Here is a 507-nt window from a genome sequence, read left to right on the forward strand (position 1 = left end):
GATGTGGACTACGTTGTAGACGAAGAAGATTACGATGACGAAGAAGAAGATGAAGAAGACGAAATTTCAGCTTACTCTTCTGATTTAGGTGAATTAGGTGACGACGAGGAAGAAGACGATCTTGAAGATGGTCTTGAAGGCGACCTTAGCCTAGTTGACGAAGAAGATGATGATGAGGAAGATGAAGAAGACTTCTAACAAAGATTTCTAAACTTCTATAAAAAAACATGTTGTTTTTCCTTGACTCAAATAAGTGAATGAATTATTATTCTATTTGGGCACTTTAGTTTCATAACTATTGTGAGATGAACACGTTACTCCCTGTCTTTCTTAGGAAAGATGGGGATTTTTTTATTTTTTCTAAGGAAAATAGTTATCCGCATCTCCCTTCTTATGTAAGCATATAAACTTTTTGGAAAAGGAAGGATATCATGACAAAGTATATTTTTGTAACCGGTGGGGTAGTTTCTTCAATCGGTAAAGGTTTAGTTGCAGCATCTTTAGGAC

At 35.7% G+C, this 507-nt stretch carries 1 protein-coding gene and 1 pseudogene; both read left to right on the forward strand.

All coding sequences use genetic code 11. The annotated features are described in order from the left end of the window. Positions 1-198, forward strand: a pseudogene (locus tag IDG63_RS14245) (ATPase); the annotation flags it as partial. Between the two features lie 233 nt (positions 199-431). After that, positions 432-507: CTP synthase (locus IDG63_RS15025; protein ID WP_206176474.1), on the forward strand; the 76-nt coding region annotated here is incomplete at its 3' end.

Origin of the sequence: Staphylococcus sp. EG-SA-14, assembly GCF_017151935.1 — a bacterium.
In the GTDB taxonomy this organism is placed as follows: Bacteria; Bacillota; Bacilli; order Staphylococcales; family Staphylococcaceae; genus Staphylococcus; species Staphylococcus aureus.